This is a genomic window from Micromonospora sp. BS32 (assembly GCF_059089345.1).
Window position 1 is genome coordinate 29,861 of record NZ_JBSSHR010000025.1, and the last position, 26,776, is coordinate 56,636.

The 26,776-nt window shown below is 73.6% G+C and carries 24 protein-coding genes, 5 tRNA genes and 2 pseudogenes; 20 read left to right on the forward strand and 11 right to left on the reverse strand.

What is annotated here, in order from left to right; translation table 11 throughout:
- Window positions 1-87 precede the first annotated feature (87 nt).
- Entirely contained in the window at window positions 88-918 is an 831-nt protein-coding gene (locus tag AC5RWQ_RS26860) for an MEDS domain-containing protein (RefSeq protein ID WP_494285419.1), read from the forward strand.
- Entirely contained in the window at window positions 915-1,877 is a 963-nt protein-coding gene (locus tag AC5RWQ_RS26865) for an anti-sigma factor RsbA family regulatory protein (protein ID WP_494285420.1), read from the forward strand. Before AC5RWQ_RS26860 ends, AC5RWQ_RS26865 begins: the two co-directional genes overlap by 4 nt.
- A 96-nt stretch (window positions 1,878-1,973) precedes the next feature.
- Here the strand turns inward: AC5RWQ_RS26865 and AC5RWQ_RS26870 are convergent, their stop codons facing one another.
- Window positions 1,974-2,387, reverse strand: a complete 414-nt coding sequence (locus AC5RWQ_RS26870) for a type II toxin-antitoxin system Phd/YefM family antitoxin (RefSeq protein ID WP_494285421.1) — start codon at window positions 2,385-2,387, stop codon at window positions 1,974-1,976.
- 115 nt (window positions 2,388-2,502) lie between these two features.
- Window positions 2,503-4,248 carry a M28 family metallopeptidase gene (locus AC5RWQ_RS26875; RefSeq protein WP_494285422.1) on the reverse strand — a complete coding sequence of 582 codons (1,746 nt, stop codon included), beginning with the start codon at window positions 4,246-4,248 and terminating at the stop codon, window positions 2,503-2,505.
- Between the two features lie 256 nt (window positions 4,249-4,504).
- Between AC5RWQ_RS26875 and AC5RWQ_RS26880 the strand changes: the two genes are divergently transcribed.
- The 14 genes and pseudogenes from AC5RWQ_RS26880 to AC5RWQ_RS26945 all read left to right on the forward strand — a co-directional run bounded on the left by AC5RWQ_RS26880 (window position 4,505) and on the right by AC5RWQ_RS26945 (window position 19,807).
- Entirely contained in the window at window positions 4,505-5,116 is a 612-nt protein-coding gene (locus tag AC5RWQ_RS26880; protein ID WP_494285423.1) for a biliverdin-producing heme oxygenase, read from the forward strand.
- Between the two features lie 87 nt (window positions 5,117-5,203).
- Window positions 5,204-5,728, forward strand: a complete 525-nt coding sequence (locus AC5RWQ_RS26885; RefSeq protein ID WP_494285424.1) for a PadR family transcriptional regulator — start codon at window positions 5,204-5,206, stop codon at window positions 5,726-5,728.
- A 14-nt stretch (window positions 5,729-5,742) separates the two neighbouring features.
- A pseudogene (locus AC5RWQ_RS26890) lies at window positions 5,743-6,443 on the forward strand (ABC transporter ATP-binding protein).
- On the forward strand, window positions 6,440-8,734 hold the full coding sequence (locus tag AC5RWQ_RS26895; RefSeq protein ID WP_494285425.1) for an ABC transporter permease: 2,295 nt from the start codon (window positions 6,440-6,442) through the stop codon (window positions 8,732-8,734). The pseudogene AC5RWQ_RS26890 and the gene AC5RWQ_RS26895 overlap by 4 nt, the downstream one beginning before the upstream one ends.
- A 53-nt stretch (window positions 8,735-8,787) precedes the next feature.
- Complete coding sequence (locus AC5RWQ_RS26900) at window positions 8,788-9,672, forward strand: ABC transporter substrate-binding protein (RefSeq protein WP_494285426.1); 885 nt, start codon at window positions 8,788-8,790, stop codon at window positions 9,670-9,672.
- Between the two features lie 120 nt (window positions 9,673-9,792).
- The gene (locus AC5RWQ_RS26905; RefSeq protein ID WP_494285427.1) at window positions 9,793-10,371 is read left to right on the forward strand and encodes an AMIN-like domain-containing (lipo)protein; all 579 of its coding nucleotides are present in this window, start codon (window positions 9,793-9,795) and stop codon (window positions 10,369-10,371) included.
- Between the two features lie 98 nt (window positions 10,372-10,469).
- Window positions 10,470-11,150, forward strand: a complete 681-nt coding sequence (locus tag AC5RWQ_RS26910) for a response regulator (protein WP_494285428.1) — start codon at window positions 10,470-10,472, stop codon at window positions 11,148-11,150.
- Window positions 11,151-11,161: 11 nt separating this feature from the next.
- The gene (locus AC5RWQ_RS26915) at window positions 11,162-12,577 is read left to right on the forward strand and encodes an ATP-binding protein (protein ID WP_494285429.1); all 1,416 of its coding nucleotides are present in this window, start codon (window positions 11,162-11,164) and stop codon (window positions 12,575-12,577) included.
- Window positions 12,574-13,497 (forward strand): Gmad2 immunoglobulin-like domain-containing protein, encoded by a 924-nt coding sequence (locus AC5RWQ_RS26920; protein WP_494285430.1) that lies wholly within the window; start codon window positions 12,574-12,576, stop codon window positions 13,495-13,497. Before AC5RWQ_RS26915 ends, AC5RWQ_RS26920 begins: the two co-directional genes overlap by 4 nt.
- A 127-nt stretch (window positions 13,498-13,624) precedes the next feature.
- Window positions 13,625-13,801, forward strand: a complete 177-nt coding sequence (locus AC5RWQ_RS26925; RefSeq protein ID WP_494285431.1) for a TetR/AcrR family transcriptional regulator C-terminal ligand-binding domain-containing protein — start codon at window positions 13,625-13,627, stop codon at window positions 13,799-13,801.
- 97 nt (window positions 13,802-13,898) lie between these two features.
- Complete coding sequence (locus AC5RWQ_RS26930) at window positions 13,899-14,684, forward strand: hypothetical protein (protein WP_494285432.1); 786 nt, start codon at window positions 13,899-13,901, stop codon at window positions 14,682-14,684.
- Window positions 14,681-15,082, forward strand: coding sequence for a hypothetical protein (locus AC5RWQ_RS26935; RefSeq protein WP_494285433.1), 402 nt, complete (start codon window positions 14,681-14,683; stop codon window positions 15,080-15,082). The genes AC5RWQ_RS26930 and AC5RWQ_RS26935 overlap by 4 nt, the downstream gene beginning before the upstream one ends.
- Complete coding sequence (locus AC5RWQ_RS26940) at window positions 15,054-15,869, forward strand: Ig-like domain-containing protein (protein WP_494285434.1); 816 nt, start codon at window positions 15,054-15,056, stop codon at window positions 15,867-15,869. Before AC5RWQ_RS26935 ends, AC5RWQ_RS26940 begins: the two co-directional genes overlap by 29 nt.
- A 23-nt stretch (window positions 15,870-15,892) precedes the next feature.
- On the forward strand, window positions 15,893-19,807 hold the full coding sequence (locus AC5RWQ_RS26945; protein WP_494285435.1) for a S8 family serine peptidase: 3,915 nt from the start codon (window positions 15,893-15,895) through the stop codon (window positions 19,805-19,807).
- Between the two features lie 17 nt (window positions 19,808-19,824).
- Here the strand turns inward: AC5RWQ_RS26945 and AC5RWQ_RS26950 are convergent, their stop codons facing one another.
- Window positions 19,825-20,031 carry a hypothetical protein gene (locus tag AC5RWQ_RS26950; protein ID WP_494285436.1) on the reverse strand — a complete coding sequence of 69 codons (207 nt, stop codon included), beginning with the start codon at window positions 20,029-20,031 and terminating at the stop codon, window positions 19,825-19,827.
- A gap of 213 nt (window positions 20,032-20,244) precedes the next feature.
- Here AC5RWQ_RS26950 and AC5RWQ_RS26955 point away from each other — a divergent pair, with 213 nt between their 5' ends.
- Window positions 20,245-20,913, forward strand: coding sequence for an AfsR/SARP family transcriptional regulator (locus tag AC5RWQ_RS26955; RefSeq protein ID WP_494285437.1), 669 nt, complete (start codon window positions 20,245-20,247; stop codon window positions 20,911-20,913).
- A 481-nt stretch (window positions 20,914-21,394) separates the two neighbouring features.
- Window positions 21,395-21,568 (forward strand): annotated as a pseudogene (locus tag AC5RWQ_RS26960) (IS701 family transposase); the annotation flags it as partial.
- 62 nt (window positions 21,569-21,630) lie between these two features.
- Here AC5RWQ_RS26960 and AC5RWQ_RS26965 read toward each other — a convergent pair.
- The 6 genes from AC5RWQ_RS26965 to AC5RWQ_RS26990 all read right to left on the reverse strand — a co-directional run bounded on the left by AC5RWQ_RS26965 (window position 21,631) and on the right by AC5RWQ_RS26990 (window position 23,564).
- Window positions 21,631-21,702: transfer RNA gene (locus AC5RWQ_RS26965), tRNA-Gln, on the reverse strand.
- 22 nt (window positions 21,703-21,724) lie between these two features.
- A tRNA-Arg gene (locus tag AC5RWQ_RS26970) sits at window positions 21,725-21,797 on the reverse strand.
- A gap of 38 nt (window positions 21,798-21,835) precedes the next feature.
- Window positions 21,836-23,035 (reverse strand): RtcB family protein, encoded by a 1,200-nt coding sequence (locus tag AC5RWQ_RS26975; protein ID WP_494285438.1) that lies wholly within the window; start codon window positions 23,033-23,035, stop codon window positions 21,836-21,838.
- A 165-nt stretch (window positions 23,036-23,200) separates the two neighbouring features.
- A tRNA-Gly gene (locus tag AC5RWQ_RS26980) sits at window positions 23,201-23,272 on the reverse strand.
- A gap of 13 nt (window positions 23,273-23,285) precedes the next feature.
- Window positions 23,286-23,359, reverse strand: a tRNA-Glu gene (locus AC5RWQ_RS26985).
- Window positions 23,360-23,491: 132 nt separating this feature from the next.
- Window positions 23,492-23,564, reverse strand: a tRNA-Trp gene (locus AC5RWQ_RS26990).
- Window positions 23,565-23,876: 312 nt separating this feature from the next.
- Between AC5RWQ_RS26990 and AC5RWQ_RS26995 the strand changes: the two genes are divergently transcribed.
- Entirely contained in the window at window positions 23,877-24,776 is a 900-nt protein-coding gene (locus tag AC5RWQ_RS26995; protein WP_494285439.1) for a phosphotransferase enzyme family protein, read from the forward strand.
- A gap of 4 nt (window positions 24,777-24,780) precedes the next feature.
- Here AC5RWQ_RS26995 and AC5RWQ_RS27000 read toward each other — a convergent pair whose 3' ends face one another.
- Both AC5RWQ_RS27000 and AC5RWQ_RS27005 read right to left on the reverse strand, forming a co-directional pair.
- Entirely contained in the window at window positions 24,781-25,701 is a 921-nt protein-coding gene (locus tag AC5RWQ_RS27000) for a M56 family metallopeptidase (protein WP_494285440.1), read from the reverse strand.
- A complete protein-coding gene (locus AC5RWQ_RS27005; RefSeq protein WP_494285441.1) occupies window positions 25,698-26,072 on the reverse strand; it encodes a BlaI/MecI/CopY family transcriptional regulator in 375 nt (124 codons plus the stop codon). Before AC5RWQ_RS27005 ends, AC5RWQ_RS27000 begins: the two co-directional genes overlap by 4 nt.
- Before the next feature lie 74 nt (window positions 26,073-26,146).
- On the opposite strand from AC5RWQ_RS27005, the gene AC5RWQ_RS27010 reads away from it, so the two are divergent.
- A complete protein-coding gene (locus tag AC5RWQ_RS27010) occupies window positions 26,147-26,770 on the forward strand; it encodes a phosphatase PAP2 family protein (protein WP_494285442.1) in 624 nt (207 codons plus the stop codon).
- Window positions 26,771-26,776: the final 6 nt, after the last annotated feature.

A 26,776-nucleotide genomic window follows, 5' to 3' on the forward strand; every position in this document is an offset into this window, starting at 1 on the left:
GGTAGACCGCGCAGGTCCCGGCCGTGGTCCCGCGCCGCCGGGCGGCGCCGGCCCGCCCGGGTAGACTGCCGGCATGAGGACAGCAACGTGACCAGCCGGTCTCGGCCCAAAGGGCCGTCCGGTCACGTCTGCTGGAGCTACGACGATCCGGCCACCCTCGACGCCCGCGCCCGGGAGTACCTCCTCGCCGGGCTCGCCGCCGGCGAGCGGGCGCAATACGCCAGCGCGGAGCCGGCCGGGGACGTGGTGCGGCGGTGGAGCGCCGATCCGCGGCTCCGTGCGGCGCTGCGTACCGGCGCGGCCGAGGTGGTGTCGATCACCGACACCTACGGCGACGGCACGGTCGACCCGACGGCCCAGGTCGCGGCGTACGCCGCGATGACGGACGCGGCGCTGGCCGACGGACACACCGGGCTGCGGGTGGTCGCCGAGGCCTCCCCGCTGGTCCGCACCGCCGCGCAACGCGAGACGTTCACGCGGTACGAGCACCTGGTCGACCGGTTCATGCGCGGCCGGCCGATGTCGGCGGCCTGCGCGTACGACCGGCGGCTGCTCGACGACCGGGCGGTCGAGGAGCTGGCCAGCGTGCACCCGGCGGCCGACGCGGGCAGCACGCTGTTCCATCTGCACGCCGCCGAACAGGTCGACGGGCGCCTCGTCCTCACCGGCGAACTCGACACCTCGAACCAGGAGCTCTTCGCCACCACGCTGCGCCGGGTCGACCCCGAACCGGGCGGCACCGAACTGGTGCTCGACGGCGACGGGCTGCGCTTCGTGGACTACCGCAGCCTGGTGCACCTGCACCGGCACGCCGAGCGGCGCGGCACGACCGTGCTGCTGCGCACCACGCTGGGCCCCGTCGCCCGGCTGGTCGAGCTGCTGGGGCTGCACCGGATCAGGGTGGAGACGATCCGATGAGGACCGGTGCCGCCGCCGACCACCACGGCTACTACCACGAGGCGGTCCTCTACGGCTCGGACGAGGAGCTGCTCGCCGTCGTGTTGCCCTTCCTCACCGGCGGGGTCGCCGCCGGCGAGCCGACGATGGTGGCTTTCGGCGACCGGAACGCCGACCTGGTGCGCGCCGCGATGCCCCGGAACTCCGGCGTCACCTTCCTGCCCGGCGGCGACGTGTACGCGCGGCCGGCGACGGCGATCCGGTCGTACCGGCAGCTGCTGGCCGACCACGTGGCGGCGGGGGCGACCCAGATCCGGATCATCGGTGAGCTGCAACCCGTGCTGTTCGGGCCGACCTGGGACTGGTGGGCCCGCTACGAGTCGGCGATCAACCACGCGTACGACGACTTCCCGCTGTGGAGCATGTGCGGCTACGACACCCGGGTCACGCCGTCCGCCGCGCTGGCCGACGTCGTCCGCACCCATCCACGGACCGCCAGGCCGGACGGCCGGCACGTGCCGAACGCGGACTACCTCCCGCCCGTCGACTACCTGCGGGAGGACCGGCCGATGGTCCTCGACCCGTTGCAGCACACCAGCCCGGCGGTGGAGCTGGTGGACCCGACGCCGGCGCAGGCCCGACAGGCCGTCCACCTCGCCGGCGCCGACCGGCTGCCCGTGGACGACCTCGACGACCTGGCTGTCGCGGTGAGCGAGACGGTGACCAACGCCGAGCGCCACGGGCTGCCGCCGGTGTGGTTCCGGCTCTGGACCGGGGCGGACCGGATCGTGGTGACGGTGAGCGACCGGGGCAGCGGGCCGAGCGATCCGTTCGCCGGGATGCTGCCGGTGCGCGGCGCGACGGCCGGCGGGCTGGGACTCTGGATCACCCACCAGTCCTGCAGCCACGTGTCGATGCAGCGGGGCACGGACGGTTGCACGCTGCGACTGACCGCCGGGAACCCGCACTTCACGGCCTGACCGAGCCGATCCCCACTGCCTGACCGAGCTGGTCCCATGGGCCTGACCGAGCCGATCCTCGCGGCTTGACCGGACCGATCCCGGACGGCCGACGGGTCAGTCGCGCAGCAGGTCGGCGTGGACGGCGCGCAGCCGGTCGAGCTCCCGGTCGCTGCCCGGCGGGACTCGGCGGTCCAGCTCGGCCCAGACCTCGGCGAGCGCGTCGGTGACGGCCCGCAGCTCGGCCGCGTGCCGGCGGGCGCCCTGCCGGTGCGACTCCTCCAGCCGGCGGGCCCAGCCCGCCGTGACGGCGGCCAGCCGCTCGGCGTCGGCGCGGGCCTGGGCCGCGGTGCGGGCCGCGGTCGCCGGCACGATCGCCGCGACCGGACGGGTGTCGCCGTCGCGGGTGACCAGGGTGACCGTGTCGGTCAGCTCGGCCATCGCGATCAGCGGGGTCAGCCGGGTGCGCAGCTCGCGCAGCGGCACGGAACGGGGTCGCCCACTGTGGTGGGTCAGCGCGGGGGCAGCCATGCCGACATGCTGCGACCCGGGTACGACATTTACCGTCGTGACGGTCCGGCCCGCCGGTACGTCAGGTTGACGCGCCCGGGGCGGGGTGGGCGGTCGCTCACCCCGCCCCGGCGGATCAGCTCGCCTGCAGGGTCACGTCGTCGATGACGAAGCTGGTCTGCAGGGACGCGTCCTCGGTGCCGGTGAACTTCAGGGTGACGGTCTGCCCGGCGTACGCGCCGGCGTTGAACGAGCGCAGCACGTACCCGCTGGCGGCGTTGACGTTCGAGTACGTCGCCAGGGTGGTGGTGCCGAGCTGGACGGTCAGCCTGTCGTAGACGGTGCTGCCCGACTCGGCGGTGTCGATGTGCAGGTAGAAGGCGAGGGTGTAGGTCGAGCAGCCGGCCGGCACGGTCACCGACTGGGAGAGCGTGTCGGTGTGGGTGCTGCCGTAGCCGTCCAGCCACGCCTTGTACGCACCGGTCCGGGCGGCCTGGCTGGTCGAGTTGGTGATCACGCCGGAGGTGGCGGTCCACGGGGCGGTGCCGGACTCGAAGCTGCTGTTGCCGATCACCTGGCCACCGGCGCAGCCGCCGGTACCGGTCACCGTCAGGCTGTACGTGGCGGTCCGGGTGGCCGAGCCGGTGCCGGTCACCGTGATGGTGAAGGTGCCGGTGGTGGCCGTCGACGAGGCGCTGACGGTCATCGTGGCCGAGTTCCCGGAGGTCACCGACGACGGGCTGAACGACACGGTGACGCCGCTGGGCGCCCCGCTGGCCGACAGCGCCACGGTCTGCGCGCTGCCGCTGGTGGTGGCGGTGCTGACCGTCGCGGTGGTGGAGGCGCCGCGGGCGAGGCTGCCGGAGGTCGGGCTCACCGCGACGGAGAAGTCGTTGGTGGGGGTGCCACCGACCGCGAGCTGCCAGATCGCGTACGCGACGCCGTCCGCGCTGCGGTTGAGGATGGTCGCGTTGATGTTGCTGGTGGTGTCGCAGGAGCGGTGGTAGCAGGAGTCGTACGGCGCCCCGGCGGTGCCGCCCCACTTGCTGGCCTGGGCCGAGGTCTTGGTGGCGCTGGCGCCGGCCGCGTAGCCGGAGGTGGGGATGCCGGCGTTCTGGAACGAGTAGTCGTCCGAGCGGCCCTGCCCCTCGACGTTCTCCTCCGGCTGGAGGCCGAACGAGTCCCAGTACGCCTTCAGCGGCGCGGCCGTGGTGGAGGTGACCCGGTTGATGAAGTAGCCGCCGTTGGGCGAGGCGACCATGTCGAAGTTGTAGTAGCCCTTGAGGTAGCCCTTCTGGGTGGTGCTGAGCTGGCTGACGTAGTACTTCGAGCCCTGCAGGCCCTGCTCCTCGCCGTTCCACCAGGCGAACCGGACCCGCTTGCTCATGGTCGGGTTCTGCGCGGCGAGCACCAGGGCGTTCTCCAGCAGGGTGGCGGAGCCGGAGCCGTTGTCGTTGATGCCCGGTCCGGCGGAGACGCTGTCCAGGTGCGCGCCGAACATGACGACCTGGTCGGTGGGGCCCTGCGGCCACTCGGCGATCAGGTTGTTCCCGGGGTAGGTGCAGGTGGAGCAGTATTGCTCGCTGACCGTGTAGCCGGCGGCCTGGAGCTTGGACTTCACGTAGCTGACCGAGGCGGTGTAGCCGGCCGAGCCGGCCCGCCGGGTGCCGCCGTTGTTGGTGGCGATGGTGTTGAGCTGGGTCAGGTGTGCCTGGACGTTGGTGATCGAGATGTCCGGGGCGGCGAGCGCGGCGACGGGGGCGACGGCCGCGGTGCCCGGTCGGGCCGTGGTGGTGGCCGAGGCCGGTTGCGCGGCCAGGGTCAGCGTCACCGCGGCGAAGGCGGCGAGCGCGATGCCCGTGGTCGGGGGTCTGGGCTTCATGGGGGCTCCTCGTGGGGGTCGACGGGGCGTACGCCCGGCGTCACCACGTCCCGCCGGTGGGGGTGGACGGGGTGGACGGGGCGCCCGCGGCCCGGGGGTGGGGTCGCGGCGGTCACGCCGGGAATGAAACACTGACATGTATCAATGTCGCGGTCAATCGGTCGGACGGCGTCACATTTCCGGTCCCCGCGCGACCGATGTCACGGCGGGCCCCGGGCCAGGTGATGGATCAGTCCGAGCCGGGCATACTGCCCCGATGCCACCGCCGCCGGAGCCCGACCTGCTCGCCGCCCTGCGCCCCGGGACCCGCCGCCAGCATCATGAGGTGGAGCGCGTCCTCGGCCTGCCCGGGCGGGTCCGGTCGCGCGCCGACCTCGCGGCCACGCTGGCCGGGATGCTGGCCGGCTGGCAGCCGGTGGAGGACGCCCTCGCCGCCGTCGACTGGCGTCCGCTGGGCCTGGCCGACCGGCTCGGCGCCGCCGCCGACCTGATCCGCGCCGACCTGCGGGAACTCGCCGCCTCCGGCGACACCCCGCCCGCCGGCGGCGACCCGGCGACCGACGGCGCGGCGCCCCGCTTCGACACCCTCGCCCGCGCGGTCGGCGGCCGGTACGTGCTGCTCGGCAGCGCGCTGGGGGGCCGGATCATCGCGCCCGTGGTGGACCGCCGCCTCGGCCCGGGCGCGACCCGCTTCTTCCGCCGTGCAGGGCGGGACCCGGAGGGCGACTGGGCGGCCTTCCGCGCCGCGGTCGCCGACCACCGGTGGCACCCCGAGCAGCGCGCCGAGGCGGTGGCGGCCGCCGTGGAGACCTTCGACGCGATCGGCCGGGCCGCCGCCCGCACCCTCGCCGCACGCCGCCCCGACTGACCGACGTTGCGGCCCGGGTCCTCGTCGTGAACCGATAGACACCCCGTGTACACACCGCGCGTATACACGGTGTGTATAGTCGTCCGCGTGTCCATCGGTCAGACTTTCCTCGGCCTCCTCGAAGCCAGCCCCCGGCACGGCTACGACATCAAACGCCTCTACGACGAACGTTTCGGCCACGCCCGTCCGCTGGCCTACGGCCAGGTCTACGCCACCCTGTCCCGGCTGCTGCGCGGCGGCCTGGTCGAGGTCGAGGCGGTCGAGCCCGGCGAGGGCCCCGACCGCAAGCGGTACGCGATCACCCACGCGGGCGTCACCGACGTCCGGCGGTGGCTCTCCACTCCGGAGAAGCCCGAGCCCTACCTCCAGAGCACCCTCTACACGAAGGTGGTGCTCGCCCTGCTCACCGGGCGCGACGCCGCCGACCTGCTGGACGTCCAACGCGCCGAACACCTGCGGCTGATGCGGGAGCTGACCCGCCGCAAGCGCGACGGCGACCTCGCCGAGCAGCTGATCTGCGACCACGCGCTGTTCCACCTGGAGGCCGACCTGCGCTGGCTGGAGCTGACCGCCGCCCGCCTCGACGAGCTGACCGCGACGGTGCGGCGATGAGCGGCGGTGCGGCGATGAACGGCGGCACGGCGTCCGTCGCCACCCCGCTGCTGGTGGCCGAGGACCTGCACCGCAGCTTCGGCGCCACCGTCGCGCTGGCCGGCGCGTCGCTGCGGGTCGACCCGGGCGAGGTGGTGGCGGTGATGGGCTCGTCCGGCTCCGGCAAGTCACCCTGCTGCACTGCCTCGCCGGCATCGTCCGCCCCGACGGCGGGCGGGTCCGGTTCGACGGCCGGGACCTGGCCACGCTCTCCGACACCGCGCGCAGCGCGCTGCGCCGGGAGGCGTTCGGGTTCGTGTTCCAGTTCGGCCAACTGGTGCCGGAACTGACCTGCCTGGAGAACGTCGCGCTGCCGCTGCGGCTGGCCCGCCTGGGCCGCCCGGAGGCGGAGCGACGGGCCACCGAGTGGCTGACCCGGCTGGAGGTGGCCGACGTCGCGGGCAAGCGCCCCGGCGAGGTCTCCGGCGGTCAGGGCCAGCGGGTCGCGGTGGCCCGGGCCCTGGTCACCACCCCCCGGGTGATCTTCGCCGACGAGCCGACCGGGGCGCTGGACTCGCTCAACGGCGAGCGGGTGATGCGGCTGCTCACCGGCGCCGCCCGGGAGACCGGCGCGGCGGTGGTGCTGGTGACGCACGAGGCGCGGGTGGCCGCGTACTCGGACCGCGAGGTGGTGGTGCGCGACGGTCGTACCCGCGACCTGGAGTCGGTCGCGTGAGCCCGCTGCGACGCGTCCGGGGCGCGACGGCCGACCTCGCGATGGGGGCCCGGATGGCGGTCACCGGTGGGCGGGACGGCTGGACCCGGGCACTGCTCACCGCCGTCGGCGTGGGCATCGGCGTGGCGCTGCTGCTGCTCGCCGCCGCCGTACCCGGTGCACTGGACGACCGCCGGGCGCGCGGCGACGCCCGCGACGACCTGCGGATCGGCCAGCAGCTCGCCGCAGGCCCGAACACGCTGCTGGTGGCCACAGTGGACACCGAGTTCCGGGGGCGCCCGGTGCGCGGCCGGCTGGTCCGACCAGAGGGGCCCGAGGCGCCCGTCCCGCCGGGGCTGGCCAAGCTGCCCGCGCCGGGCGAGGTGGTGGTCTCCCCCGCGCTGCGCGACCTGCTCGACTCTCCCGACGGCGCGCTGTTCGCCCCCCGCCTGGCCGGGGCCCGGGTCACCGGCACGATCACCGAGCAGGGGCTCGCCGGCCCGACCGAGTACGCCTTCTACGCCGGCAGCGACCGGCTCCGCGCCGACCTCGGCGCCACCCGGCTCGACGCCTACGGTGGCGGGCTGCCCGGCGAGGGCTTCGGCCCGGTGCTGATGCTGCTGGTGTCCGTCATCTTCGTCGTCCTGCTGCTGCCCATCGCCGTCTTCCTCGGCGCGGCCGTGCGCTTCGGCGGCGAACGCCGCGACCGGCGGCTGGCCGCGCTGCGCCTGGTCGGCGCGGACGCCGCGATGGTCCGGCGGATCGCCGCCGGCGAGGCGGCCGCCGGCGCGCTGCTCGGGGTCGCCGTCGGCGGCCTGCTCTTCGCCGCCGGCCGCCAGCTCGTCCCGCTGGTCGCCCTCATGGACCTCAGCGTGTACGCCGGCGACGTCCACCCGCCCCTGCCGCTGGTGGCGGCCGTGGTCGTCGCCGTACCGGCGCTCGCCGTGCTGGTGGCGATGGTGGCGCTGCGGGCGGTGGTGGTCGAGCCGCTCGGGGTGACCCGCCGGGGCGAGGCGACACGCCGCCGGCTCTGGTGGCGGCTGCTGTTGCCCGCCGCCGGGCTGGCCCTGCTGCTGCCGCTCACCGGGATCCGCTCCGGCGGTGGAGAGGTGACCCGGTGGCAGGTGCCGGCCGGCGCGGTGCTGCTGCTCGTCGGCACGGTCACGCTGCTGCCCTGGGTGACCGAGCTGCTGGTCCGCCGGCTGCGTGGCGGCCCGGTGGCCTGGCAGCTCGCGGTACGGCGGATGCAGCTGGATGCGGCCACCTCGGCCCGGCTGGTCAACGGCATCGCGGTGGCGGTGGCGGGCACCATCGGCCTGCAGATGCTCTTCGCCGGGGTGTCCGGCGAGTTCACCACCGACACCCGCCAGGACACCTCCCGGGCGCAGGTGCAGGTGCAGTTCGCCGCAGGCCCGGACGCCGCCGGGGCGCTGCGCCGACTCGGCGACACCACCGGCGTCAGCGGCGTGATCGGCACCCTGGTCACCGTTGCCGTCGCGGGCGAGCCGGAGCGCGTCCCCACCGAACTGCGGATCGGTGACTGCACCGCGCTGGCCGAGTTCGCCCGGCTCGACCGGTGCGCCGACGGCGATGTGTTCCTGGTCCCGGCCCCCGAGCGCGGCACCGGCACGGTCGCGGCCGGCACCGCGTTGAGCCTGGACGGCACGGCAGGGTGGCGGATACCGGCCGCCGCCCGGCCGGCTCCGGCCCGGCCCGACCCCGCCGGCTGGCCGCACGGTGGGGTACTGCTCACGCCCGGCGCGGCCCGCGCGGCGTCACTCGGCCCGCTGCGCGGCGACGCCTTCGTGCGACTCGACCCCGCCGAACCGGACGCCCTCGAGCACGTCCGGAACACCGTCGCCACGGTCGACCCGACGGCGTACGTCGGCGTCCTCGCCCGGACCACCGAGGACCCGCGCTTCACCGACGTGCGGCGTGGGCTCTACCTCGGCGCGGTGGTCACCCTGCTGCTGATCGCGGTGAGCATGCTCGTCGGGACCCTGGAACAGCTGCGGGAGCGCCGCCGGCTGCTGGCCATGCTGGTGGCCGTCGGCACCCGCCGCGCCACGCTCGGCTGGTCGGTGCTCTGGCAGACCGCCGTGCCGGTGCTCGTCGGGCTGGGCCTGGCGGTCGCCTTCGGCCTGGGGCTCGGCGCGGCCCTGCTGCGGATGGTCCAGGCCCCGGTGACCGTCGCCTGGCCGGTGGTCGGGCTGTCGGTGGCCCTCGGCGCGGCGACCGTGCTGCTGGTCACCGGGCTGAGCCTGCCGGTGCTCTGGCGGCTCACCCGGCCGGACGGGCTGCGTACCGAGTGAGGTGGCCCGGGGCCGCTCCCGAGGGTGGGGGCGGCCCCGGGCAGGATGGGGCAATGCGTCTGGTCTCCCTGCTTCCCTCCGCCACCGAGATCGTCTACGCCCTGGGCCTCGGCGACGACCTGGTCGGGGTGACCTTCGAGTGCGAGGTGCCGGCCGCGGACCGGGCCGGCAAGACCGTCGTGGTGGGCGGCACCGACACCCACGGAATGAGCCCCGGCGAGATCGACGCGCACGTCCGGGCGCAGCTCGCGGCCGGCGCCGACCTGTACACCCTGCACGCCGACGCGCTCTCCGGCCTCGACCCGGAGCTGATCCTGACCCAGGACCTCTGCCGGGTCTGCGCGCTGCCCTCCGGGCACGTCGCCGACGCCCTGGACCACCTGGGCTGCCGCGCCGACGTGCTCTCGCTCGACCCGTACACCCTGGACGAGGTCCTCGACAGCGTCCTCGCCGTGGGCGCGGCGGCGGGCGTACCGGAGCGGGCGGCTGACCTGGTCGGCGCGCTGCGCGACCGGCTCGCGGCGGTCGCGGCGGCGGTCGCCGGCCGACCCCGGCCCCGGGTGGCGGTGGTCGAGTGGACCGATCCGCCGTTCACCGCCGGGCACTGGATCCCCGACCTGGTCCGCGCGGCCGGCGGCGAGCCGGTGGCCACCCGGCCGGGCGCCCGCTCGGTGCAGGTGCCGTGGTCGGAGCTGCGCGACGCCGCACCGGAGATCGTGCTGGTCACCCCCTGCGGCTTCCACCTCGACGGCGCGGTGGCGCAGGCCGCGACGGTCACGCCGCACTTCCCGGGCGTCGGAGTCTGGGCGGTCGACGCCGACGCGCTGGTGGTCCGGCCCGGTCCGCGGCTGGTCGACGGGGTCGAGGCGATCGCCGCCGTGCTGCACCCCGACGCGGTGCCCGCGCCGCCGGCCGGCGCGGTGGCCCGGGTGGCCTGACCTGAGCCTCACGGCTGTTGCCCCGCTGTTACGCGCCAGTGGGGTGGCTGTGGAGTTGGCGGCCCACCGTCGACCTGGAGCGGCCCGCCCAATCCGGGCCGGACGAACCAGGGAGGAACCATGCGATCCACGAGGACACTGGGTGCGGTGGCGACGGTCGTGCTCGCCGTGCTGCTCACCGCGACCGGCGCGGCCACGGCGACCGGCCGGCCAACCGCCACGGCGCTGGGTGCCACGACCACCGCGCCGTACTGCGGCATCACCTGGGGCAGCACCGCCAAGTCCGGCGGCACGCTGCGCACCGCGTCGCTGCTGACCACCCGCGCCGGGCGGCACGACTGCTACGACCGGCTCGTCTTCGAGTTCGAGGGCGCGGCCGACGGCTACTCGGTGGCCTACGGCGCGGCGTGGACCGAGGGGCAGGGGCTGGCGCTGTCGCCGTACACCGCCGGCGGGGCGCTGCTTCGGGTGTCGCTGCGCGAGCCGGCGGTCGGCTACCCGCACCGGTCCGGGGACCACGTGGCCAACGTAGTCGGTTACCGGACGCTGCGGGACGTGGTCTACGGCGGGACGTTCGAGGGCTACAGCACCTTCGCCGTCGGCGTACGCGCGCAGCTGCCGTTCCGGGTGCTGGTGCTCGCCGGGCCCGGCACGCACAGCCGGATCGTGCTCGACGTCGCCCACCAGTGGCAGCAGTGACCACCCGCCGGGACGGGGGGCCGGCGACGACCGGGCCCCCGTCACCGGCCGTTGCGCCGGGTCGTCCCGGCCCCGCCCGGGGCTACCCTCAGGAAATCATGGACGGCCGGGTGCTGCTGGTCGAGGACGATGCCTCCATCCGGGAGGTCACCGCCCTCGGTCTGCGGCGGGCCGGTTTCCGGGTGGCCACCGCGGTCGACGGCCGCGCCGCCCTCGCCGCCTGGCGGGCTCAACCGGTCGACCTGATCGTGCTGGACGTGATGCTGCCCGGCATGGACGGTCTGCAGGTGTGCCGCGAGATCCGCCGGACCAGCCAGGTGCCGATCCTGATGCTGACCGCGCGCACCGACACCATCGACGTGGTGGTGGGGCTGGAGTGCGGCGCCGACGACTACCTGCGCAAGCCGTTCGACCTGCCGGAGCTGGTGGCCCGGGTACGGGCCGCGCTGCGCCGGGCCACCGCCGTCGTCGAGGAGGCCGTGCTGGCCGTCGGCGGGTTGGAGATCGACCCGGGCCGGTTCGTGGCCCGCCGCGACGGGCGGGAGCTGACCCTGACGGCCACCGAGTTCCGGCTGCTGCTGGAGCTGGCCCGCCGTCCCGGCCAGGTCTTCACCCGCGAGCTGCTGCTCGACCGGGTGTGGAACCACTCCCACCTCGGCGACTCCCGGCTGGTCGACGTGGCCGTGCAGCGGCTGCGGGCCAAGGTGGACGACGACCCCGCCGAGCCCCGGCTGATCCACACCGTACGCGGGGTGGGCTACAAGCTCGCCACGACCTGACAGGGGGCGCGATGGCCGCGGGCACCGTACCGCCGGGGCGGCTGCGACGCCGGTTGACGGTGGCGTTCGTGCTGGTCGCCGGGGTCTCCGCGGGGGTGCTCGCCGGCGGGTCGTACCTGATGCTGCGGCAGGCCCGCCTCGACGGCTCGGTGCAGCGGGCCGCGGCCGACGCCCGCTACCAGCTGGTGCTGGCCGGGCAGTTCGTGCCGCTGACCGACGGGCGGCGCGCCGAGCTGCTGGCCAGCTTCGAGGGCAGCGGACGACACGTGGTGCTGATCGCCGGGGACAGCGCGGCGTCGAACCCGGCGTACGACCCGACCCCCGGCCCCGGCCTGCGGGCCACCGTGGCCGACGGACAGCTCGGGTACGAACGCACCGGCGGGGACCTGCTGGTGGTGGGCGGCCGGATCCCCGGCTCCACCGCCGAGCTGTACGCGGTCACCGACGAGGACGACCTGATGGGCGGCCTGGAGCAGCTGCGCACCGCGCTGGCGATCGGCTGGGTCGCGGTGGTGGCGTTCGCCGCCGTGATCGGCCACTCCCTGGCCCGGCGCACCCTGGAACCGGTCGGTCGGGCCAGCCGGGCCGCCCGCGCGGTGGCCGAGGGGATGCTCGCCACCCGGCTGCCGGTCCGGGGCCGGGACGAGTTCAGCGACTGGGCCGCCGCCTTCAACGAGATGGCGCAGGCGTTGCAGACGAAGATCGACGACCTGTCCCGGGCCGAGGCGCGGGAACGGCGGTTCACCGCGGACGTCGCGCACGAGCTGCGTACCCCGGTCACCGCGCTGGTGGCGGCGGCCTCGCTGCTGGCCGACCAGCTCGACGCGCTACCCGACGACGCCCGGCGCGCCGCCGAGCTGCTGGTCGCCGACGTGGTGCGGTTGCGCGCCCTGGTCGAGGAGCTGATGGAGATCTCCCGGCTGGACGCGGGCCAGGAGCCGCTGACCGTCGGGCCGGTCGACGCGCTGGGCCTGCTGCGCGACCTGGTCACCGGGCACGGCTGGGCGGCGCGGGTCCTCGTGGACGGCGATCGCGCCATCCTGCGCACCGATCCGCGCCGGCTGGAACGGGTGCTGGCCAACCTGGTCGGCAACGCCGTCACCCACGGCGAGGGCGAGCTGCGCGCGCGGGTCACCCGGGCGGGAGCCCTGCTGGTGTACGAGGTGAGCGACGAGGGACCGGGCATCGCCCCCGCCCAGCTGCCGCACGTGTTCGACCGCTTCTACAAGGCCGACCCGGCCCGGTCCGGGCAGGGCAGCGGTCTCGGCCTGGCGATCGCCCGGGAGAACGCCCGGCTGCTCGGTGGCCGGCTCACCGTCGAGAGCCGGCTCGGCGTGGGCACAACCTTCCGGCTGGCCCTGCCCCTGGTGCCCGTCCAGCCGCTTCCCGCCGACGAATCCGACCGCTCGACCAGGGGTGACCCGTGAGACGTCTCGCCGCCCTGCTCGCCGTACTCGCCCTGCTGGCCGCCGGCTGCGCCGGCCCGCGCTCGGGCGCCCTCGGGCCGGCCCCCACCGCCGCCCCGCCACCGGTGCCACCGCCGTCCGCCCCGACCTTCCCATCGTCCGCTCCGACCTCCCCGTCGCCGTCGACCGACCGACCGCCCGTCCCCACTCCACCGGCACCGTCACCCACCCGCCCCGAGTCGCCCGGACCGCAGAACCCGACCGGCACCGTCGACCTGGAGCTCTGGTTCGTCCGGGACGGCACCCTGGTACCCACCCGGCGCAGCCGGCCCGCCACCGTGGCCACCTCCCGCCTGGCGCTGGCCGAGCTGGCCGCCGGGCCCACCCCGCCGGAGGCCGCCGCCGGCCTGGCCACCCTGGTCCCGGCCGGCGTCGAGGTGGCCCGGATCACCGGCGGCACCGCCACCGTGGTGCCACCCGCCGCCTTCGCCGAGCCGGACCCCCGCGCCCTGCGGTTGACCCGCGCCCAGGTGGTCTGGACCCTCACCCAGTTCCCCACCGTCCGCCGGGTCGCCTTCACCGGCGACGGGGCGGACGTCGTGCTGGGCCGCCCCGACCTGACCGACCTGCTCGCGCCGATCGTGGTGACCTCGCCGGTGATCGGCCAGCGGGTCACCGCACCGGTCACCGTCGCCGGCACCGCCGACGTCTACGAGGCGACCGTCTCGGTCCGCGTCCTGGACCGCGCCGGCCGGGTGGTCGGGACCGGGTTCACCACCGCCAGCTGCGGCACCGGCTGCCGGGGCGTCTACCGGTTCGCCGTGGCCTGGCGGGCGGCCACCGGCGGCCCGGGCACGGTCGAGGTGTACGAGGTCTCCCCGCGCGACGGCTCCCGCCAGCACGTGGTGAGCGTCCCGGTCCTCCTCGCCGCCACCGGCTGACCACCGATCCGGACGAAACGTTCTCGTTTCCCCGCCGGGGTAGGACGCAGGTCATAAAGCGCAGACGATTCACCGGCCCGGCAAGGTTGAGCTGGTCGCCGCCGCGCTGCGCCACCGGCACGTCCGCGTGCAGGTCCCCGCCGACACCGGCTCGCTCCGCGGCGACCTGCTGGAGCTGTTGCGCACCACCGCCGCGATCTGCATCGCCGACGCCGACCTCATGCAGGCTCCCACGTTGGCGATGCGGACGAGCCCCGAACTGGAACACGTGATCCGGCAGCAGGTCCTCAGACGCGCCATATGAACGGCGACGGGGCGTTGACGCGAGAGCGGACACGACGTTCACGGTCGGCGAACGAGTTCGCCGTACCGTGAATCCGCATGGACCTGGGAGGTGCCGCGTGCGGTACGACGACCCTTTCGACGAGGCCGTTGACGACGATTTCGGCGGGGATCGACGGTTGAGCGAAACCCTGCGCGACGTCCTGCGCGACGACCTGCGGCGAGCCAGCCCCGAAGCCCTCGACGATGCTCTGGCCGAGGTCATGGACAACATGAGCGCCGCAGAAGCCTTCAACTTCGCCAAGGCACTGCAGCAAATTGGTCAGACGGCGGGCCAGGTGCTGTCAGACCCGACGGTCAACAGCGTGGTGCGCACCGCCGCACCGTTGGCGGCAGGTGCCGCCGGTGCCTACTTTGGCGGACCGGCCGGTGCGAGAGTGGGAAGCGAGCTCGGGTCAGCCCTGGTCAATGCGCTGCCCGGTGCGCCCCGCCCCGCGGCGTCGCCGCGGGCCGCTCCATCTCCAGCCGCCACCCCGACAGTGACTGCAGGACTTTCCGCTGCGCCACCGGCCAGTCCCGTGGCCGGCGGTTCGGCGGCGGCGGCCCAGGGATTGGTCCTGACGCAGCACCCGGACATCCTCAAGGCCCTGATGTCCTTGGCGCTTGGGCGGGCCGGGACTCGGTCGGTGAACGGCGTGCCGGTTCCCCAGATCATGACCTTGCTGAGTGACGTGTTCGGTCGTGCTGCCGCCCAAGCCGACGAACTCGCGTACGTGCACCCGGAGTCGTTCGACAGCGGCGAGGCGGACGACGTGGTCAGAGCTCCGAACTCGCACGCGCTGTACGTCACGCTCATGGACGCCGACAGCTACGAGCTGGCGGAGACTGTCGGGGAGGCGCCATGAGCGACTCGGAGCTCCGGGACCTGGAGAACCTGCTCGCCCGCGCGCTGCCCGACCCGCCGGCCTTCGGGCGGAGGGTCATGGAGCAGCTGATGGGCCGGCTGGCTGCCGACCAGCCGACGATCACGGTGACCGCGCCCGCCGACCAGACCTTGCAGGATCGGAACGTCCTGCTCGCGGCGGCGTTGGGTGCTTGCGAGTGCTGGGGTTCCGACGCCGGATGCCGGTTATGCGCCGGCGAGGGCGGTCCCGGCTGGACCGTCCCGGACCCGCAGCTCTACCAGGAGTACGTCGCGCCAGCCGTCGCCGCGATGGCCACTGCGCCGGACATCCCGACGCGCCGATCGGAAGAACGAACAGAAGGGAAGACCCGTGACTTCGACGTGGCTGGACAGCAGTGAAGCCGAGTACGAGGACTACGGTGATGCCGCTGAGGACATCGGCGACGCTGACGAGGAGTACGGCGAGGCGTCCCGCGCCGAGCGCAGTCGCCGCGCCCGCATCGCCCTCGCGCAGCGGCGCGAGGCGGAGGCTCGTGCCCGGGCCCGGACCCCGACAGCTCCACGAGTCCAGACCGTTCCCCCGCGGCCGACGCAGCAGACGGCGCAAGCCATCCGCAAGCTGGACCTGGAGAACAAGGTTGTCGAGGACCGGCTCCGGGGTTCCGTCTCGAGCCAGCACCGTCGCATGAGCCGGGCAGAGTACGCGGCGATGGCCTCAGTCATCGTTAACCAGGTCATCGAGTCGTTCGACGGCCCCGACAACACGTACCTGCGAGCCGGCCTGCGCGCCTCGCCGCTGCTCCTGCTGGGCCCGCAGCGTCGCCGCCCGGGCGTGGAGGGATGGGTGACCGACCCCCGGGTGCTCGGGTTCGCGGCGGTGGGCGCTCTCGCCTTCTTCGGAGACCAACAGCGCAAGTCCTCGAACGTGGCGCGCATCGACGTGCAGGCCCCCAGCTCGATCCACGCCGGGGACACGAAGCTCGTCATCGCACAACCCCGTGACCGCAACGGCGCGCAGGTGAGTGTTGCGGTCGTCTGGCAGTCGTTGGACCCGAGCCGCGCAACCGTGACGAGCCACAACGACACCACCGGTCAGATCGCGACGGTGGACGGCAAAACCGGCCAGGTCATCATCACCGCGACGGCGGGCGGGATCTCGACGCCCGTTCTGATCACGTTAAAATAAGCGTTCGAGATAGACAAGTGACGATGGATCCGGCGCTGCGCGAGCTGCTACGCCGGGGGGCGCCCGACGGCGGTGAGGTGGTCGAGGCTGTCATCCGACTCCGCCGGCCGGACATGGACATCCCCGGGGTGACCATCGTCTCCCGGTTCGGCACCGTCGCCACGTGCCGGCTGCCGCTCGATGCCGTGCGCGCCGTACACGCCCATCCGGACGTGGTCAGTCTCAAGGCAGCACGGCCCTTCGGCCCCCCGTCGGCGTCGGCGGCCGCCACCGACGCCTGGGACCTTGGACGCGGGGAGGCGACTCTCCGACGGGACTCAATTGACCCGGGGGCCGGATGGTTGACCGGCGCCGGGGTCGTGCTCGGCGTAGTCGGCTGGGGGCTGGACATCGATCACCCGAACTTCGCCACCGCCGACGGCAGCACCCGGCTGCTGGCCGTCTGGGACCAGCGCGGCGGGGGCGGAGCCTGCGCTCCACAGCCCTACGGCTACGGCATCGTCCACCGGCGCGCCGACATCGACCGAGCGCTGGCCAGCGACGACCCGTACGTTGCCCTCGGCTACTGGGCCGCTGACGCCGACCGCGGCTCCGGCGCGCACGACACCCACACGGCTGACATCGCCGCCGGAAACGGCAGGGCCGGCGGGCCGGTTGGGGTGGCTCCCGAGGCGGAGCTGGTGTTCGTCCATCTGGCCGACCGGGCCACCGGCGGGCTCGCCACGCTGGGCGACTCGGTGCGGCTTCTCGAGGCGGTCGACTTCGTCGCGCGGACGGCAGGCCATCGGCCCTGGGTGGTCAACCTCAGCGTCGGAATGATGGCCGGTCCGCACGACGGAACCCTGCTCGTCGAGCGCGCCTTCGACGAGTTGCTGGCCGGTACTCCAGGGACGTTCGTCGTCCAGAGCGCCGGCAACTACGGGTTGGCCAGAACCCATGCGAGCGGGTGGCTGGAGGTCGGCGGCAGCCGCACGCTGACGTACGTCACCCAGCCAACCGATCTGACGCCGAACGAGCTGGAGGTCTGGTATGGCGGCGACGGCGAACTCGCCGTAGAGCTGCAGCCGCCGGACTGCGGCCCTGCCACTGTGGTGCCGCTGGGCTCCGACGCACCAATCGAGGCCGGCGGCCGTCAGGTCGGCTGGTTGTATCACCGTGCTCGTGATCCCGGCAATGGTGACCACCATGTCGATGCCTTCCTCGCGGTCGGGGCGCCGGCGGGACGATGGCAGATCACACTGCGGCGGGTCAGCGGCAACCCGGGTCCCTTCCACGCGTGGATCGAGCGGGACGACTCGTGCGCCGGATGCCAGTCGCGATTCCTTCCCGCCGACAGCGATCGAAGGTTCACCCTCGGCACGATCGCCAATAGCCACCTACCGCTGATCGTCGGCGCCTACGATTCCAACCGGCCAGACCGTCCGCCGGCGGCCTTCAGCAGCTCCGGTCCCACCCGCGACGGGAGGAACGGCCCCCACCTCGCGGCCCCCGGTGTGGGCATCCTCGCGGCCCGATCAGCGCCGTCCGGCTACCTGCGCAGCCCCGGCCTGCTCATTCCCAAGTCGGGCACCAGCATGGCAGCACCCCACGTCACCGGCGCGGTGGCGTTGTGCCTGCAGGCCCACGGCCAGCTGGCCGCTGGCGAGATCCGCGCCCTGATCCTCGGCTCCGTCGACGTCGCCGCGAGCGACGGCCGGCTCGGCCGCGGCTACCTCAACCTTTCCCGGCTGACCGCCACGCTGGTCGCCGGATCGCCCGGCTTCGATCGCAAGGACGAGACCATGAACGACGCACCGGGCTACCCTGCCCGCAACCGAACCGCTGACCTTGACGGCATCCTCCCCCTCGCGCTTGCGCCCGCAACGGCGTACCGCGAACTGCTGTACCGCCCCGGAGGCCGGCTGGCCGGGTGGATCCGTGACCGGTTCGATGTCGTAGCCCGGCCCGGGCAGCTGTTGACCGAGGGCCCGCGCGAGGGCGACGTCGCGATCCTGGTGGCCCTCGGGCGGCCCGGCGGGGGCGTGTGCGCACCGCTCATCGGTACCGACCTGATCCGGCGCACAACCAACCGTGCCCACGCCCCGGCCGGATGGTATGCCCGCACTGCGGCGCCCGTGGCGGCCGGCGATGCGCGCCGCCGAATCCTCGACGTCTTCGGCCGGCTCCCGTACGGGGTGCTGCTCCTGCGTCCCCGCCGCATGGACACCAGCGCGCAGGAGGACGTCGACTTGCCCGGCCGCTGGAGGGGAACGCCCGAGCAGCTCGATTTCCGGGAACGGGTCCTGCAGGTCCACCTAGCCAGGGCCCGCGGCCGCAGCGGCGCACCACAGCGCGACCTACACGACGACGAGCTGCGGGTAATCAGTGGGACCACCATACGGACGGCCCTGGCCACCGCCGACGCCGTCGAGCAGCTCCTCGCCGCGGCCACCGCTGACCTGGCCGCTGCGCAGGCCGCGGGTGACCCGGACGCGCTGCGCACCGTCCGCATCACCGTCAACAGCGGCTACCGCAGTAGCGAGACCCAGCTGCGGCTCTGGCGGTCGTACTTCGCCGAGAAGTACTACAACCGCACGGTTGGGGCACGTTCGCGGATCCCCGAAGGGCCCCACTCGGACCAGGCCGTGACGTACATGTTGGCCACCCGTCCGGAGGGGTTCGGCATCGGTAACCGCATCGCGGCGCCGGGTTACAGCAATCACCAGGGCGGTACGGCCGTTGACCTGCACCAGCAGCGCACCCCGGGAAACGTGATCCGCAACGATTCCGACGACGCCTCCCGGGCGCGCTGGCGGGCCACCTGGTTCCATCGTTGGCTCCGCGAGAACGCGGGGCGGTTCGGCTTTCGCCCACTGGCTAGCGAGGAGTGGCACTGGATCTACCGCGGCACGGGGGCGCCGGCCGACCTGCCGCCCCGCTCCTCGGCACCGTCGGCGCCACCCTCCCGGAGCCCGGCGGGCGATCGGCCGGCTGAGGAGGATGCCGTCGCCGACTACCTCGGCGGGCGACTCTGGACATTCCGTGGGGCGGATCCCGGCCTGGGGGTCGCCGTGTTCGTCCCGCGCGCCGCCATGGGACGTCCCGAGGTCGACGTCCTGGTCTTCGCGCACGGCCTGCTCGGCGGTTGCCATCGGCCGCGCCAGATTCCCGCCGGCTTCGTCACCGATCGGCCATTCGATCTCGGCCGTGTGATCGACGCGTCGAACCGGCCGGTCGTGCTGCTGGTGCCGGCTCTGGACTGGGCCGACCCGGGCGGGATTCGGGCCTTCGGGCCGCGGCACCCGCGCTGGCACGCGCTCGGACAGCCGCGCGCCTTCAACGCTCTCGTCGCGCAGGCCCTGGACAATGTCGGCCACGTCCTTCGCGCGCGGCCCCCGGCTGTGCGTGAGCTGATGATCGCCGGCCACTCCCGGGCGTACGACCTGCTGGAGCCCCTCGTGCACCACCGCAGTGACCGCGCAATGACCGAGGGCGCACTGGCGCGACTGAGCCGGATCGGCGCGTTCGACACGACGTATGCCGGGAACGTCGACGCCTGGAGCGACTGGGTTTTCCGCAACCCGCGCTTGTCCGTGCAGATCTACTACCGTCCCGGCACACGAACCGCCACCGTGGGCGACGAGTTCTTCGGCCAGCGCCGACCACGCCTCGAGGTAACCCGGGTCGACGACGAGCACTGCCAGGTCCCGGCGAGACGGCTCCCCGTCCTGCTGTCCGCGCGGGCCCGTCCAGACGAGGAACTCGACGACGAGGTGCCCGAGGGCGTCCTTGACGAGTCCGCCGATCTTGCGGAGCCGAACGGATCCGAGGAATCGGGCGAGTCGGCCGAACCGGGAGAGGCTGCGGAGTCGGGAGGGCATGCGGAGTCGGCCGCCCTCGTGGCGTCAGCGGCCCCGGGCGGGTTAGCGGACGCCGCGCCGTCGGACGACAGGGGGTGACGAGGTCGCCCTCACTGTCATAACTCGATGTCATGACGCCCGTCGTCCTGCTCGCCGTCGGGCTCCAGCCCCGTCAAGAGCGCCTGCACCAACGCCGCGGCTTGGACGGGGTTGGACAGAACCCACCAACGCCGCGGCTCGCCTTCGACCAGTACCCGGATGCGCAGGCCGTGACGTTCCCGCCAGGCGCGGATGACCAGCACTCGCCATTCGTCAGGATCCACACCGGTCACGGTCCGCCTACCTCAACTGTCGGATCATCAACAAATCGTCTACGCATTGACGCCTGCTAGACGCAGCGAGAGACATGGCCGGAACAATCTGAGTGACACTGCGCCGCAGCATCCACTGGGGGTGGTCCCATGCCCGGCCTACAGCCAGCGTCCCCCTCAGGTTCCGCGCTTGAACTGGTGGTCCTCGGCAGATTCGGTCTCCGGGTGAATGCCCGCGAGGTGCCGCTACCGGTACATGCCCAGCGGCTGCTTGCGTACCTCAGCATCGGTCGTCGGCACGGGGCCCGCTGCGCCCGTGCGGGCCTTGCCGAGGAGCTCTGGCCCCAGGTCACCGTCACTCGAGCACAGGCCAGCCTGCGGACCGCGCTGTGGCGCATCCGCCGGGCCGACCCCCGACTCGTCCACGCGCTACCGGACACCGTCCAGCTAGGCAGCGAGGTCGACGTGGACCTGCACCGGGTGATCAAGCAGGCCGAGCGGTTGATCTCCGACGAGTCCACCCTGAGTTCAGCCGATGCCCGGGTGGAGCCACTTCTCGGCGATCTGCTACCCGGGTGGGAGGAGGACTGGCTGCTGCTGGAACGCGAGCGCGTGCGGCAGCTCAGGATCCACGCGCTGGAAGCCCTGTCCCGGCAGCTGTGCCTCCTGGGCAGATACGCCCACGCGGTCGACGCCGCCCTGACCGCCATCGCGGCAGAACCCCTGCGCGAATCGGCACACTCGGCGCTCATCGCCGCTTACTGTGCGGAGGGCAACCTGGCAGCGGCCCACAGGCAGTACCAGAGGTTCAGCGCGCTGCTGTGGGAGGAACTGCGCGTTCGGCCTTCACGCTCTTTGAGGCTTCAACTCGAGACTCGCCAGGCGGGCCAGTGAGCTTGAACTGGCGCCGTTGTTCGGGGACGGGGATCGGGGGAACAGATAGGGAGCAGCGGGGTCCGCTGAACGGCCTTCAACCGCGCTGAACGGCGCTGAGCTGCACTCAACCACCTCTCGTACCACGAAAGAAAGTCCGGATCCGCAGTAACGCGCGGCCCCTGCATGCCTGGGGATGTGTCGACCACCCGTCCGCGGGCTGGACCATTAAGGACGAGAAGTGACAGGTCGCCGCAGCCCTGATGGCTGAGCGCCAACGTGCCGCGGTACGGCTGGTCGTCTTCGTCCGGCGCCACCTCAGCAAACCAACCTTCGTACACCCGTCCGGGCTCGGCTGGAAACGGCCTGGCCAACATCGTGACGTCGCACTGCCCAACAGCGCCCATTTCCAGTCCTCGATCGAGAGCAGGCCGTAGAAGGGGCGGCTCCACCGAACCGGCCAGGTCCTCCGTGCCCGATCGTGGTGATGAAGCCGCGATAGATCCCGTTGACCCTGCCCGAAATCCGCCGCCTCTTCGCGAAGCTGATCACCAACACCGTCCACCCGATCAGCCACTGGCTGACCTGGTCACACCGGCGACGCCAACACCAAGCACGCGCCCGGACCAGCCACTACCGCCGCCGCACCCAACCCATCCATCAACCAGCATCTACATCACGAACCCGGGCTGCCGTACTAGTCGGAACCTGGTTGCTGCCCGAGGACGAAGACGGGTGCTGCGAGCGGAGGACTCGAACCTCCATCGACCGTTCCAGAGACGGTTGTGCTGCCTATTGCACCAGCTCGCAAGGGTTCCGTCGCGACGGAACGTGCCCCGACCAGGATTCGAACCTGGGCTCTTCGGCTTCGTAGGCCGACGCTCTCTCCGCTGAGCCACCGGGGCGTACGACCGGCGCCCACCCCCCTGGGGCGCCGGTCGGCCTAACCCTTCACGCAGACCACCTGCTTGAGGTGCGCCACCACCTCGACCAGGTCGTCCTGCTGCGCCATCACCTGGGTGATGTCCTTGTACGCGCCGGGGATCTCGTCGACCACCCCGGCGTCCTTGCGGCACTCCACCCCGGCGGTCTGCCGGGCCAGGTCGGCGGTGCTGTACGTCCGCTTCGCCTGCCCCCGCGACATCCGCCGCCCCGCGCCGTGCGACGCCGAGCAGTACGCGTCCGGGTTCCCCTTACCCCGCACGATGTACGACCCGGTGCCCATCGACCCCGGGATGATGCCCAGGTCCCCCCGCCCGGCCCGGATCGCGCCCTTGCGGGTCACCAGCACGTCGACGCCGTCGTAGCTCTCCTCCGCCACGTAGTTGTGGTGGCAGCTGATCGACTCGCCGAAGGTCACCTGCGGGAACTCGTCCCGGACCACCCCGCAGAGCAGGGCGAGCATGACCGCCCGGTTGCGCCGGGCGTACTCCTGCGCCCACCAGAGGTCCCGGCGGTAGGCGTCCATCTCCGGCGTGCCGGCGAGGAACACCGCCAGGTCCCGGTCGGGCAGATTCGTGTTGTGCGGCAGCGCCCGGGCGACCGCCATGTGCCGCTCGGCGAGTTCCTTGCCGATGTTGCGGGAGCCGGAGTGCAGCATCAGCCAGACCTGCCCGGCGTCGGGGCCGTCCTGCTCGACGCAGACCTCGATGAAGTGGTTGCCGCCACCGAGGGTGCCCAGCTGGCGCTGGGCGCGGCTCTCCAGCTGCGCGACCTTGCGGTCCAGCTCGCCGAAGCGCTTCCAGAAGGCGTCCCAGCCGCCCTGCTCCAGGCCGCGCACCCGGCGCGGGTCGACGGGGTCGTCGCGCTTGGCGAAGCCGACCGGGATGGCCGCCTCGATGGCCGAGCGCAGCGGCGCCAGGTCGTCGGGGAGGTCCGCGGCGGTGAGCGAGGTACGCACCGCGGACATCCCGCAGCCGATGTCCACCCCGACCGCGGCGGGCGAGACCGCCTGCCGCATCGCGATGACCGAGCCGACCGTGGCGCCCTTGCCGAAGTGCACGTCCGGCATGACGGCGACGCCCTGCACCCAGGGCAGCGCACCGATGTTGCGCAGCTGCTGCGCGGCCTGCGGCTCGATGCCGTACGGGTCGGTCCAGACCCGTACCGGGGCCTTCGTGCCCGGCAGCGGGGTGAATCCCATCTTCGTCTCCTTGGTCGTCGGGGTGTCGCCCTTCATGGGGGCGGTGGAGTGTTCGTGGACCGCCCGGGAATCGAACCCGGCGGGAGTGGCGTGCAAGGCCTCTCTGCGCCCAGCGCGCAGCCCGTGGCGCCCTGATGGGGCCTGGTGCCCCGGTGCCGGGGCGAGAGCGGTTGGCCGGATTCGAACCGGCGATCTTCACCCTGGCAAGGTGACGCGCTACCGCTGCGCCACAACCGCGTGATGTCGTGCGTAGGCCGTACGGGGCTCGAACCCGTAAACCTCCCGGTTGAGAACCGGGTGAGCTGCCAATTGCTCCAACGGCCCGTGCGGGGTGGCGGTGCGCCATCCCGTGTCGCTTCCCGGCCGGCGCGTCTCGGCGCCGGCCGGGGTCGTGCTCATGCCATCCACTATGGAGTTGAGAAGAAGCGACGTCGCCGGCGTGGCCGGGACACGATGCAGGGGTGACAGGATTCGAACCTGCGACCGTCGGAGTTGGAGTCCGGTGCTCTGCCAGTTGAGCTACACCCCTCGGTGGGGCGGGTGACGAAAAAGCCGCCCGGTCCCCGAAGGGATGGGCGGCTGCGCTGTCGCGCTGGCGCTATCCGCGCCGCCACCCTTGTCGCCAGCCGCATCGGGCCTGGAGCAGGCCCCGGGCCCGTTCGCCCAGCAGCATGGCACCGCCGCGCGGCATGGACCGCGCGGTCTCGGTGCTGGTGTGCTGCGGCACGGCGGGCTCCCCGGGTGTTCGGCTTGACGTTGCCCATTGAAGGTAGGCGAGGTGTCCCGGCGGCCGCAATGGATATTCGCGGGAAGTCGGTGGTCCGGTCGACGGAGCCGTTGGTTGACTGCCGGGGTGATGACGGAGGCGACGGTCCGGTCGGTGCTGGCCCGACAGTGGGGGTTGACGGACCCGGTGGTGACGCCGCACCACGGCGGGATGAACTCGGCCACCTGGTTCGTCGGGCAGGGCGTACGACGGTGGGTGGCGAAGCTGGTGCCGGCGAGCGCGGCGGCGAGGTTCGCCGCCGGCCTCGCGGTGGCCCGGGTCGTCGAGGGTACGGGGGTGGCGACGGGGGCGGCCGTACCGACGGTGGACGGGGATGCGGTGGTGGCCGTGGACGACGGGGCGCTGGCGCTGCTGCGCTGGGTGCCCGGCGAGCCGCTGACCGGCGCCGCACCGGTGGAGCAGCGGATCATCGGCGCCACCCTGGGCCACGTGCACCGAGCCCTGCGGGAGGTGTCCCTGCCGGGAGTCGACCGGTTCCACTGGCTCGACCCGGCCGCGGCGCACCTCGGGGTACGGGAGTGGGTGCGGCCGGCCGTGGCGGCGGCGGTGCGCGCGTACGAGGGGTTGCGTCCGGCGGGCCTGACCTGGGGCCTGCTGCACTCCGATCCGGCGCCGGAGGCGTTCCGGCTGGACCGGGCGACCGGGCGGTGCGGGCTGATCGACTGGGGTGTCGGGCTGGCCGGGCCGCTGCTGTACGACCTGGCTTCGGCCCTGATGTACGTGGGTGGACCGGACCGCGGCGGGCCGCTGCGCGACGCGTATCTGGCTCAGGGCGTGCTGGACCGGGCCGAGCTGGACCGGGGGCTGCCGGTGCTGCTACGGCTGCGGTGGGCGGTGCAGGCGGACTACTTCGCCCAGCGACTCGTGGCCGACGACCGCACCGGGGTGGCCGGCCCGGCCGACAACGAGCGGGGGCTGGCCGATGCCCGGCGGCGGCTGGTCGGGGCGGATTGATCGATCAGCGCCCGGTCGGCTGCTGCCCGACGGCGGCGTGCTCGAAGAGCCGCTCGCCCTGGTGGTCCAGGGTGGCAGCGCCGAGCGTCGACGCGGCCAGGATGACCGCGAGGACCGCGACCGCCGGGGCCCACCGACTGACGGGCGGGTCGAGCAGGGCCCGCACCCGCCCGGGGACGTCTCCGCCGGCCACTGAGGTGGTGGCGACGCGGGTGTGGCGCTGGCGGACCAGCGCGGCGCGGGCCACCGCCCGGGCGATCAGCGCCCGGTCGCCGAGCCGGCGGGCGGCGTCCTCGTCGGCCCAGCGTTCGACGCTGTTGTGCAGGGCGCGCCGGGTGGGGCGCAGGGTCGGGTTGGCCGCCGCCGCGAGGTCGACGGCGAGGTTCCACCAGGCGTGCCGGTGCCGCAGGTGGGAGTGCTCGTGCGCGAGCAGGGCGGCCCGTTCGTCGCCCGGCAGGGCGCGCAGCATCCCTCGGGTGACCACCACCCGTCCCGAGGCCTCGGGGGTGGTGAAGGCGTCCGGGACATCGGTGTCGAGCACCACCAGCGCCCCGGGGGCGCCGAGCCGCCCGCAGTCGCGGTGCGCGACGCGCATCGCCCGCAGTCGCCGGACCAGGAAGACAGCGGCGCCGGCGGCGGAGAGCGCGAGCATCGTCGCGGCGGCGGCGGAGACCGCCCAGGGCACCGGGGCCTGGGAGCGCAGCGCCTGCGCCGACCACGGCCCGAGGGCGGCGATCTCGGCGTCCTGGCCGATCCAGGTGAAGGCGGCCACCGCGAGGCCGAACCAGCCGGTCGCGGTCAGCAGCAGGCCCGTAGGGGCGAGCAGGCGTACGGCCGGGGCGGGTGGGAGGGCGCGGCTGAGCCAGGGACCCCAGCGGGCGTACGCCCCGGCGGCGGCGAGCACGACCGCCAGCGCGACGATCACGGCTGGTCCCGCTCGGCCCGGCCGAGCAGGCCCACCAGGAGGGCTTCGTCCTCGGGGGTGAGGGTGCCGACGAACCGGGCGAGGACGGCCGAGCGGTCGGTGTCGTCGTCGAGCAGCCGGCGCATCTGGAACGCGGTCACCTGGGCCCGGTCCCGGACGGGCCGGTAGGCGTAGCCGCGGCCGGCCGGCTCCCGGGTGACCCGCCCCTTGTCGACGAGCCGGGCCAGCACGGTGGTGACCGTGTTGTAGGCCAGCCCCGCGTCGAGGCGGTCGCGCACCTGGGCAGGGGTGAGCGCGGTGTCCACCGCGGCGAGCGCGGCGAGGATCTCGTGTTCCAGGTCGCCGTGCCCGCGACGTCCGTTCCGGTTCACCCGACTCCCTTCCACTACAGAATGTGTAGTAGTAGCCTCTACTACAGCAATTGTAGGAGGAGGACGGGCTACCCATGGACATCGGGCTCTTCGACGAGACCAACCGCCTCGCGGTCGCCACCCCCTGGCTGCACGCCGCGATCCGGGACTACGCCGCGTACGGGGTGGCGATTTTCGCTCTCCTCATGCTGGCGGGCTGGTGGGGCGCGCGCCGTCGGGGCGAACCCGCGGTGGTGGCGGCCGCCCTCACCGCCCCGCTGGTGACCCTGCTGGCGGTGGCGGTCAACCAGCCGTTCGTGGCGCTGTTCCACGAGCCCCGGCCGTACACCAGCCACCCGGGCATCCTGGTGCTCGCCGACCGCGGCGGCGACTTCTCGTTCCCGTCCGACCACTCGGTGATGGCGGGGGCCGCCGCGGCCGCCCTGTGGTTCGTCTCCCGCCGGCTCGGCCTGGTCGCCGCGGTCGCCGCCCTGATCATGGGGTTCTCCCGGGTCTACATCGCCGCGCACTACCCGCACGACGTCGTGGCCGGCCTGGTCCTCGGCGCCGCAGTGGCCAGCCTCGCCACCGTGGCCAGCCGGCCGGCGGTCGGCCGGCTGGTCACGGCGGCCGGCCACACCCCGCTGCGCGCGCTGGTCGCGTCGACCGGCCCGGCGACCGGCGGTCCGCCCGTCCCACCGGGCAGCGGGGCCCGGTAGCCCGGC